At 69.7% G+C, this 10,171-nt stretch carries 8 protein-coding genes; 7 read left to right on the top strand and 1 reads right to left on the bottom strand.

Going from position 1 to position 10,171, the window contains the following annotated elements:
* Positions 1 to 227: 227 nt before the first annotated feature.
* The gene (locus P409_RS16010; RefSeq protein ID WP_052120740.1) at positions 228 to 1,235 is read right to left on the bottom strand and encodes a LacI family DNA-binding transcriptional regulator; all 1,008 of its coding nucleotides are present in this window, start codon (positions 1,233 to 1,235) and stop codon (positions 228 to 230) included.
* 159 nt (positions 1,236 to 1,394) lie between these two features.
* On the opposite strand from P409_RS16010, the gene P409_RS16005 reads away from it, so the two are divergent.
* From P409_RS16005 to P409_RS15975, 7 genes are all read left to right on the top strand, one after another.
* Positions 1,395 to 3,761 carry a CaiB/BaiF CoA transferase family protein gene (locus tag P409_RS16005; RefSeq protein WP_161790407.1) on the top strand — a complete coding sequence of 789 codons (2,367 nt, stop codon included), beginning with the start codon at positions 1,395 to 1,397 and terminating at the stop codon, positions 3,759 to 3,761.
* Between the two features lie 2 nt (positions 3,762 to 3,763).
* On the top strand, positions 3,764 to 4,570 hold the full coding sequence (locus P409_RS16000) for a MaoC family dehydratase (RefSeq protein ID WP_034839071.1): 807 nt from the start codon (positions 3,764 to 3,766) through the stop codon (positions 4,568 to 4,570).
* 71 nt (positions 4,571 to 4,641) lie between these two features.
* Positions 4,642 to 5,754, top strand: a complete 1,113-nt coding sequence (locus P409_RS15995) for a mandelate racemase/muconate lactonizing enzyme family protein (protein WP_034839069.1) — start codon at positions 4,642 to 4,644, stop codon at positions 5,752 to 5,754.
* A gap of 43 nt (positions 5,755 to 5,797) precedes the next feature.
* Positions 5,798 to 7,399: an ABC transporter substrate-binding protein gene (locus P409_RS15990; RefSeq protein ID WP_034839067.1), complete on the top strand. Its 1,602-nt coding sequence runs from the start codon at positions 5,798 to 5,800 to the stop codon at positions 7,397 to 7,399.
* 21 nt (positions 7,400 to 7,420) lie between these two features.
* The gene (locus P409_RS15985) at positions 7,421 to 8,356 is read left to right on the top strand and encodes an ABC transporter permease (RefSeq protein WP_034839065.1); all 936 of its coding nucleotides are present in this window, start codon (positions 7,421 to 7,423) and stop codon (positions 8,354 to 8,356) included.
* Positions 8,356 to 9,237 (top strand): ABC transporter permease, encoded by an 882-nt coding sequence (locus P409_RS15980; RefSeq protein ID WP_052120738.1) that lies wholly within the window; start codon positions 8,356 to 8,358, stop codon positions 9,235 to 9,237. Before P409_RS15985 ends, P409_RS15980 begins: the two co-directional genes overlap by 1 nt.
* On the top strand, positions 9,234 to 10,171 hold a 938-nt coding region (locus P409_RS15975), incomplete at its 3' end, for an ABC transporter ATP-binding protein (protein WP_034839062.1). The genes P409_RS15980 and P409_RS15975, both read left to right, overlap by 4 nt.

Raw genomic sequence — 10,171 nt, 5'->3', positions numbered from 1 at the left:
TTGATGTCGAGCATCACCACCGGCCCCGCAGAAATCCTGGCAATTCGAGGTCGGCTCCCGTCATCGACAGCCCCCTCCCCCTACCCCCTCCCGCGGAGGGAGGGGGAGAGTGGAAAACACGTGTCGGTTCAGGTGATCGAATTCTGAAAAGGTCTCGCAAGCGGGAGAGGCTACGCGTTCCGACACCCACTGCCGCTCTCGACCAATCTCGTTGCCCTCGTCCCGCCTCAGCCGGCTGTGGTCTTCCGCACGATCAGCTCGCCCGGCAGCAGATGGACATTGCCTTCGGCCGGCTCCGCCTTGCCGGTCACCAGCTGCACGGTCCGCTCGACCATCGCGTCGAGGGGCTGGCGGAAGGTGGTCAGCGAGTAGCGCGGCCATCCGGCCATGGCGATGTCGTCGAAGCCGGCGACCGCGATGTCGCCGGGCACGGACAGGCCCGTCTCGTCACGCAGCGCGTCGACGCCGCCGACCGCCAGGATGTCATTGGCGAAGAAGATCGCCTCGGTGCGGCTGGTGCGGGCGACCTCGAGCGCTGCACGGTAGCCGGCCTCGTAGCTGTACTCGCCGCCGGAGACCGAGGCGGTCAGGGTCATGCCCAGCTCCGCCAGCCGGGCGATGAAGGCGTGCTGCCGTTCGAGATTGGCACTGGCATGCGGCACACCGGCGACGAAGGCGGCCCTCCGATGGCCCAGCGCGTGGAAATGATCGGCGATGGCGCGGGCCCCCTCGGCATTGTTGCAGCAGACGCTGGTCAGGCTCGAATCCGGCACCGTGCGGTTGATCATGATCGCCGTGCGGCCCTCGGTCGCCCAGCTCAGCGCGGCGCCGGAGAGCGGGGCGGCCGAGACGATGACCACGGCGTCGACGCTGTACTGCCGCAGCGCCGCCAGCTGCTGCCGGATGTCGGCGCCGGGGGTCAGATTGAACAGCAGGCTCTGCTGCCCGACCTGCTGCAGGCCGCGCGACAGCGTCTCGATCAGCACCGGGTAGAACGGGTTCCGCATCGCCGAGACGACGATGCCGACGATGTTGCTGCGCCGCTTCGACAGGGTGCTGGCGATGGCGTTGGGACTGTAGCCCAGGCTGTCCGCCATGGTCAGGATGCGCTGCCGCATCTCCGGCGAGATCGAGGCGCCGGGCGTGTAGGCGCGCGAGACTGCGGACTGGCTGACGCCGATCATCCGCGCCAGCTGGCGCGCCGTGATCGGTTTGCGCAGGTCTCCGGAACTCAAGGTCGCTTCCCCTCGCTGTCGCCTGCCTCAGCCCATAGCACGGCCGCGGCCGGAATCCCGCCCCGGCCGTCATCGCCTCCGGCACTATGCAGAGGTGTTGCATACGGATGCAAGACTCGATACCGTCTGGTCAACGAGAATGCCGGGGGAGGCGCCGCCGTGTCTGCATTGGCCGGACTGAAGGTCGTCGACCTGTCCGAGACCGTCGGCGGGCAGTACTGCGCCCGGCTGCTGGCCGATTTCGGGGCCGAGGTCGTGCTGGTCGAGCCGCCAGGGGGATCGGCCTTGCGCCGCATGCCGCCCTTCAGCGAGGCCGGCGACCGCGGATCGCTGCTGTTCTTCCACCTCAACACCGGCAAGCGTTCGGTCAACCTCGATCCAGGCGGCGCCGCAGGGCGCGAAGCGCTCGATGGGCTGCTGCGCGGCGCCGATGTCGCGATCCTGCCGCCGGGATCCGAGCCGCGGGATGTGCTCGGCCTTAATTCCCGCTGCGTCGCCGCGGTGGTCAGCCCCTTCGGCGCCGACGGGCCGCTCGCCGCCTGGAAGGGGCCGGAGATCGTGCTGCAGGCCCTGTCGGGCATGATGCACAACAACGGCGCCCATGGGCGCGAGCCGCTGTATGGCTGCGGCCGCCGCGCCTCCTTCGCCGCCGGCATCGCCGCCTATGTCGGCGTCACCGCCGCGCTGTTCGTCCGCGAGCGCACCGGCCTCGGCCAGGCCGTCACCGTGGACGAGGCGGAAACCGCCGCTGCGATGTGCTTTCCCTATGTGCTGCAGCACATCTACAACGGCACGGTGAAGGGCCGTGGCGACCCGAACATCCCGGCCGGACAGGTGCGCTGCCGCGACGGCTGGGTCTGCATCTGGATCTACAACCACCGCTGGAGCGCGGTCTGCCGGGCGCTCGGCCTCGCGCATCTCGAGCATGACGAGCGCTTCGCGGCGCCGATCCCGCGCCGCGCGCATTGGGCGGAGCTGTTCGCGATCATCCAGGACAAGGTCGCGGATCTCCGCGCCGAGGACCTGGTCGCGACGCTGCAGCGGGAAGAGGTGATCGCCGCCAAGGCCTATCGCCCGACCGAGCTGCACGGCAATGCCCATCTGGCCGAGCGCGGCTATTGGGAGATGGCGGAGGGGCGGCCGATCCTCGGGCCGCCATTCCGGCTCAGCCGCACGCCGCGGCAGGTGCGCCCGGCCGCCCCGATGTCCGACACCGATACCGGCTGGGCCCCGGCGGCGGCTCCGGAGGGCGGCGGCGCTCCGGCCGGGTCCGGCCCCCTGGCGGGCCTGCGTGTGCTCGAGATCACCACCGCCTGGGCCGGGCCGATGGCGGGCCGGGTGCTGGGCTTCCTGGGGGCCGAGCCGATCCATGTCGAATCCCCGACCCGGGTCAATTCCTGGCGCCTGAACAAGGAGGTGCCGAACCCGATCAACTTCCCCGACGGCGTGCCGGGCGGCCGGCCCTATGACCGGGCCTTCCACTTCAATTCGCAGAACGTCAACAAGCTGTCCTGCATCCTCGACCTGAAGACGGGGGAGGGGCGCGACATCATCCGGCGCCTGGCGGCGGTCAGCGACGTGGTGATCTGCAACTTCCGCCCCGGCACGCTGGCCAGGCTGGGGCTCGACTACGACACCCTGCGGCAGGTCAGGCCTAACATCATCGTGGCGGAGCTGCCGGCCTTCGGCGCCGAGGGGCCGATGGCGCGCTATGCCGCGCTGGGCCCGACCATGGAGATGTCGACCGGCATGTCCAGCATGATCGGCTATCCCGGCGGCCAGCCGGAGACCACCGGCCCTTCCTATCTCGACCCGATCGGCGGGTTCAACGCCGCGGCCGCCATCCTGACGGCGCTGCTGCACCGCCAGCGGACCGGCGAGGGGCAGCATATCGAGGTGCCGCAGGTCGAGGCCGCGATGCAACTGATCGGGCCGGAGCTGCTGGCGGCAATCGAATCCGGCCGCGATCCCGAGCCGAACGGCAACCGCTCGCCCTACGCCGCGCCGCACGACGCCTTCCCGGCGCAAGGCGACGACCAGTGGGTGGCGATCGCGGCCGGGACCGAGGCGGAGTGGCAGGCCCTGTGCGGCGTGATGGGGCTGGGGAGCCTCGCCGCCAACCCGCGCTTCGCGACGCTGGCGGCGCGTCAGGAGAACATCGAGGCGCTGACGGCGATCATCGCCGGCTGGACCCGGGGCCAGGACAAGCATGCGGTGGCAGCCCGGCTGCAGGCGGCCGGCGTGCCCGCGGCACCGGTGCAGACCGCGCAGGATCTGGCGCGCAGCGAATACCTGGCGCATCGCGGCTTCTTCACGGTGCTCGAGCATCCCGATGCCGGCCGCCATCCGCATCCCGGCCTGCCGATTCATCTCGACGCCACGCCGGGCAGCCAGCGCCGGGCGGCGCCGCGCTTCGGCGCGGACAATCATCGCGTGCTGCGCGACATCCTCGGCCTGACGCCGGAGGAGATCGCGGCGGTCGAGGCCAGCGGCGCGATGGCCACCGAGCCCCGGCCGGGAGCCTGACCATGGTCGGCTTTCCCCGAACGCTGCGCATTCCGGTCCGCCTCGACGACGATCCCGGCTATCGCGGGTCGGTGCATGACGACGCGGTGGCGCGGCGCATGGGTTTCCGCGCCGCGATGATCCCCGGGGCCTTCGTCTACGGCCATGTCAGCCGCATCGCCGTCGACGCCTGGGGTATCGACTGGATTCGGCGCGGCCGCATGGGCGCACGGTTCCGCCGGCCGGTCTATGACGGCGACGTGCTGACCGCCCAGGCCTCGGCCCTGGTGGAAACCGGCGCCGAACAGCGGGCCGAGGTGATCCTGCGCAACCAGGAGGGCGAGGCGGTTGCGGTCGGCTGGGTGGCGATGCCGCGGCAGGATCCCGTGCCGCCGCCGGCCGCGGATCTCCCGATCCTGCCGCTGCCGGATCCGCCGCAGGCCGTCGGGCCTGGCGGGATGGTGGTGGGCACCCGCCTCGGCTCGCGCAACGCGGTGCTGACGGAGGAGGAGTTCCGGCGCTCGCTGGCCGCCTTCGATGAGCGCCACCCACTCTATCTCGAGAGCGGGCTGGTCCATTCCGGCTGCCTGATCCGGCGGACCATGGCCGACGCCAACCGCAGCTTCCGCTTTCCGTCGCCCGTGGTGTTCGTGTCCGGCGAGGCCGAGCATTTCGCGCCGGTGTCCCCCGGCCGGCGCCTCGCCACCTCCGGCACCGTCACCGCCGCCTATGAGCGCAAGGGCCGGCACTATTTCGAGACCGAGGAACTGCTGGTGGCCGATGGCGCCCAAGTGGCGGCGCGGTTCCGCCGGGTCTCGATCTATGCGTGACCATCCGGGCGCAGCGATGTTGCATACGGATGCAAAGAGAGTAAGGTAGCCCACAAGACGGGAGCGAAACCGTGGCCCCAACCGCCAGCATCACATCGGTCGAAGCCTTCCAGGTCCGCTGGCAGCCCGGCGATCCGCCCGGCCGGCGCAGCGCCCTGGTGCGGATCGCGACGGAGGACGGCGTCGTCGGCTGGGGCGAGGCCTCGCCGATGCAGGGCGGGCTGCACTCGATCGGCATCATTGCGCGTGACCTGGCGCCGGGGCTGGTCGGCGCCGACGCCTTCGACACTGGGGTGCTGTACGACCGGCTGCTCCATCGCAACATCAAGCTGGGGCCCGAAGGGGCGCTGACCGGCGCGCTGGCGGCGGTCGACATCGCGCTGTGGGACATCAAGGGCAAGACGCTGGGCCTGCCGGTGCACAAGCTGCTCGGCGGAGCCTGGCGCAGCGAGGTGCCGTTCTACGCCTCGATCGGCGGCAACGCCGCGCGCACGGTGGACGAGACGGTGCGGGTGGTCGAGGCGCGCTGGCGGCGCGAGACTCCGGCGGCGATCAAGATCCGCCGCGACGGCGACCGTTCGCTGCTCGACCTCGACATCCCCGGCGACATTGCCAAGGCCAGGGCCGTGCGCCAGCTCGTGGGCGACAGCTTCCCCTTGGCCTTCGACGCCAACAACGGCTACTCGGTCGGCGGCGCCATGCGCGTCGGCCGCGCGCTCGAGGAGCTCGGCTATATCTGGTTCGAGGAGCCGGTGCAGCACTACGACGTGCGCGGCATGGGCGAGGTGGCGCAGCGGCTCGACATCACCGTCTCGGCAGCGGAGCAGACCTACACGCTGCAGGCGCTGGTCGACATGATCCAGGCCGGCGTGCGCATGGTGCAGCCGGACATCGTCAAGATGGGCGGCATCACCGGGCTGATGCAATGCGCCGCGATCTGCCACGCGCACGGCGTCGAGCTGGTGCCGCACCAGACCCAGCCGACCATCGGCCATGTCGCCAACCTGCATGTGCTGGCGGCGCTGATGCACCTGACCAAGCCGGCGGAATATGCCGACGCGTCCGGCCGGATGGATGTCGGCTTCAAGGACCCGCCCCGGCCGGTGGACGGCCGCTTCGCGGTGCCGCGGGGCCCGGGGCTCGGGCTCGAGGTCGACGAGGCGGAAATCAACAAGCGGCGCTGACAGCGATACGCGCGGGCGCCGATAAGCGACAGGGGAGACGGCCATGGGATTCAGCAGGCGAAATGTGCTTCAGCTCGGCGTCGCCACTGCGGCGCTGGCGGGCTTCGGCGGCGCCCGGGCGCAGGACGCGTCCCAGAACGCGGATGTCATCCGCATGGGCATCGCCGCCAAGGGGCCGCGCTACAGCGACCCGAACCTGACGACCCAGGGCTCGGACAACTGGGCGACCGAGCAGATCTACGAGCAGCTGGTCCGCCCCGAGGACGGCACCTTCGCGATCAAGCCGGAGGAGTTCCTGCCGACGCTGGCGACCAGTTGGAGCTCGTCGCCGGACGCCAAGACCTGGACCTTCCAGCTGCGCCAGGGGGTGCAGTTCCACAAGGGCTTCGGCGAGATGACCTCGGAGGACGTGGTCTATTCGTTCAAGCGGGCCATGACCTCGGGCACCAACACGACGATCCTGTCGAACATCGCCGACGTCGTGGCGAACGGGCCCTACCAGGTGACGATGACGCTGAAGAGCCCGGACGCGCTGTTCCTCGGCTCCTCGGTGTTCAACAACAACACCTCGATCGTCAGCAAGAAGGCCGCCGAGCAGATGGGCGACGCCTTCGGCACCGACGCCGTCGGCACCGGCCCGTACGAGCTGGTGAAGTTCGACACCCAGGTCGGCACGGTGATGAAGCGGCATGAAGGCTATTGGGGCCAGAAGGCGAAGATCAGCACCGTCGAATGCGTCTATATCGCCGACACCTCGGCGCGGACGCTGGCGCTCCTGTCCGGCAACATCGACATCATGGAGGCGGTGCGCGCCCCCGGCTGGGTCGCCTCGATGCAGCAGCGCGACCCGACGCTGAAGATCGACATGACCGTGCCGGGGTCGTTCAACACCCTGCACATCAACCTGACCCGCAAGCCCTTCGACAATCTGAAGGTGCGGCAGGCGCTGATGCACGCGATCGACCGGCCGGCCGTGGCCCAGGCGCTGGCGCCGATGGGCGGCACCATGGCGGGGCTGCAGCCCGATTTCTTCCCGGCCGGCTTCAAGACCGAGGACCTGCCGGAGGAGCTGCGCTACCCCTACGACCCGGACAAGGCCAAGGCGCTGCTGGCCGAGGCCGGCTATCCGGACGGGATCAGCTTCCCGTCCCTGTGCAGCCAGCGCGAGGACTATTCCTCGACCATGCTGATCGTGCAGGAGCAGATCCGCCTGGCCGGCTTCAACATGGATCTCAGGATCGAGGACCACACCGCCTATCACGCCGACAACCGGTCGGACAAGAACACCCTGGCGATGCATTCCTCGAGCTATCCGCCGATCCCGACCCAGCTCTATTTCCAGCAGCTGTCGGCGCAGTCGGAGGTGAAGTCGGACGGCAAGGGCGGCGGCAACTACAGCCATTACGGCGTGGTCATGCCGGGCATCGACGACCTGCTGACCCAGGCCCTGCAGGCGACCGATTTCGCGACCTATGACAGCCTCTGCCGCAAGATCGAGCTGCAGGTGCTGCGCGACCTGCCGCTGATCGGCCTGTCCACGCTGTCCTTCACGACCGCGCGCCGGGGCAATGTCGATCTCGGCTACCCGGTGAAGAGCGGCTATGCGCGCTGGCGCTTCCACCGGGCGACCAAGACCGTCGTCTGATCCCGCTGGGGAGGCCCCGCCATGGCGCGGTATCTGATGTGGCGACTGCTGGACGCGGTTCCGACCATCCTGCTGGTGCTGACGCTGGTGTTCGTGTGCATGCGCATCCTGCCCGGCGACCCGGCGCTGGCGGCGCTGGGCGACAATGCGCTGCCGGACCAGTTGGCGGCGTTCCGCGAGAAGATGGGGCTGAACGTCCCGCTCTGGCAGCAGTACCTCAACTTTCTCGGCGGCGTCCTGACCCTGGATTTCGGGCGGTCGCTGATGAACAACACCTCGGTCCTGCAACTGCTGGCCTACAACCTGCCCTATACGATCGAGCTGACGATCGCGGCGATGGTGATGGGCCTCGTCGCCGGCATCCCGCTCGGCGTGCTGGCGGCGACCCACCGCAACCGCACCGCCGATGCCGGGGTTCGGGTGTTCTCGCTGATCGGCTACGCCATCCCGGACTTCTATCTCGGCGCGCTGCTGCTGATCACCTTCTCGCTCAATCTCGGCTGGTTCCCGATCAATGGCGGCGGCGACGGCTTCGTCGACCGGCTGCACCACATCGTGCTGCCGGCGCTGACGCTGGCCTTCGTCAAGGCGGCCTTCCTCGGCCGGCTGACCCGGACCTCGCTGCTGGAGGTGTTCGGCAAGGACTATGTGCGGACGGCGCGAGCCAAGGGCGCCAGCGAGCGGCGGGTGATCTACCGGCACGGGCTGCGCAACGCGCTGTTGCCGCTGTCCACCGGAATGGGTCTCAGCCTGCTGGCGACGCTCTCCGGCTCGGTGGCGATCGAGCTGGTGTTCAACCGCCCCGGCATCGGCAAGCTGCTGATCGGCGCGATCACCGAGCGCGACTACGCCGTCATCCAGGGTGGCGTCATCGTCTTCGCCCTGTTCGTGGTGCTGGTGAACCTGGTGATGGATCTCGTCTACATCGTGATCGATCCGCGGATCCGGGTGGCGTGATGACCGCGATCCTCGACACCACTGAAATCATCGCCCCGGCCCCGAACCGGCTCGCGATCCTGGCCCGGATCGTGCTGGGCCGCCCGGCCACGATCTTCGCTGCCCTGGCCATCGCGGTCTTCGTCGTGGTGGCGGTGCTGGCGCCCTGGATCGCGCCCTACAACCCGCTGGCGCAGAGCATCCTGAAGATCAACCAGGGCCCGTCCTGGGCGCATTGGCTGGGCACCGACCAGTTCGGCCGCGACGTGCTGTCCCGGATGATCTACGGCTCCCGCAATTCGCTGATCTTCGGCCTGCTGTCGCCGGTGCTGGCGGCGGTCGTGGGGACCACGCTCGGCGTTGTCGCCGGCTATTTCGGCGGCGTGGTCGACCGCGTCATCTCCCGCGTCGTCGACCTGCTGCTGGCGTTCCCGGAGCTGCTGCTGGCGATCATCATCGCCGCGGCGCTGGGCGGCGGCTTCTGGAACGTCGTCGCCGTGCTGACGGTCGCCTTCGTGCCCGGCTTCGCCCGCGTCGCCCGGGCCCAGACCCTGGCGGTGAAGCAGGAGCCCTATATCGAAGCCGCGGTGGCAGTCGGCGTCAGCACGCCGGTGATCATCTTCCGCCACATCGTGCCGAACATCGCGGCGCCGATCGTCGTGCTGGTGACGCTGTGGGTCGCCTCGGCCATCCGGCTCGAAGCCTCGCTCAGCTTCCTCGGGCTCGGCACCCAGCCGCCGAACCCGAGCTGGGGCAACATCATCCGCGACGGGCTGAACAACCTGTTCGGGTCGCCCTGGCCGATCATCGGCGCCGGCTTCGCCATCACCTGCGTCGTCCTGGCCTTCAACCTGTTCGGCGATGCGGTGCGCGACGCCCTGGACCCGGAGACCGCCCCGTGACCGCGCCCCTGCTCAAGGTCGAGGACCTGGCTGTCGAATTCGGCCCGAAGGCGGCGCCGCTGCGGGTGGTCGACGGCGTCGGCTTCGAGATCCCGGCCGGCGGGTCGCTCGGCATCGTCGGCGAATCCGGCTCCGGCAAGTCGATGACCTCGCTGTCGATCCTGCGCCTGATCCCGGAGCCGCCGGGGCGGATCGCGCAGGGCCGCATCCTGTTCGAGGGCACCGATCTCCTGTCTCTGCCGCGGGCGAAGATGCCGGAGATCCGCGGCCGCGACATCGCCATGATCTTCCAGGAGCCGATGAGCTCGCTGAACCCGGTGATGACCATCGGCGATCAGATCGGCGAGGCCATCCTGCTGCATGAACCCATCAGCCGGGACGAGCGGCGGCGCAAGACCGTCGAGATGCTGCGGCTGGTCGGCATCCCCGACCCTGAGCGGCGGCTCGGGGCCTATCCGCACCAGTTCTCCGGCGGCATGCGCCAGCGGGTGATGATCGCCATGGCCGTCGCCTGCAACCCGAAGCTGCTGATCGCGGACGAGCCGACCACGGCGCTGGACGTCACCATCCAGGCCCAGGTGCTGGACCTGATGAAGCGCATCCGCGCCACGCTGAACACGGCGGTGCTGCTGATCTCGCATGATCTCGGCGTCATCGCCGACATCTGCGAGCGGGTGATCGTGATGTATGCCGGCCGGGTGGTGGAGGATGCCGACGTCCGCTCGATCTTCCGGCGGCCGTCGCATCCCTACACCCAGGGGCTGCTGCAGTCGATCCCGCGGCTCGACGACGACCGGCGGCGCCTCTACCAGATCGCCGGCCAGGTGCCGCAGGCCGGCAGCCTCGGCGCCGGCTGCCCGTTTCAGCCGCGCTGCCCGCTGCGGGTCGACCGCTGTGCGCTGGAGCGGCCGCCGATGTTCAGCTTCGGGCCGCA

It is taken from the genome of Inquilinus limosus MP06 (assembly GCF_000767795.1).
Lineage (GTDB): Bacteria > Pseudomonadota > Alphaproteobacteria > DSM-16000 > Inquilinaceae > Inquilinus > Inquilinus limosus_E.
Note: the sequence above shows the minus strand (reverse complement) of the source record. Positions and strands in the feature narration are given on the sequence as shown.

What these genes read in the sequence shown, in the direction of transcription:
- P409_RS16000 (WP_034839071.1), top strand. Translation starts at nt 3,764, where the DNA reads ATGGTCGGCTTTCCCCGAACGCTGCGCATTCCGGTCCGCCTCGACGAC.
- P409_RS15985 (WP_034839065.1), top strand. Translation starts at nt 7,421, where the DNA reads ATGGCGCGGTATCTGATGTGGCGACTGCTGGACGCGGTTCCGACCATC.
- P409_RS15990 (WP_034839067.1), top strand. Translation starts at nt 5,798, where the DNA reads ATGGGATTCAGCAGGCGAAATGTGCTTCAGCTCGGCGTCGCCACTGCG.
- P409_RS15980 (WP_052120738.1), top strand. Translation starts at nt 8,356, where the DNA reads ATGACCGCGATCCTCGACACCACTGAAATCATCGCCCCGGCCCCGAAC.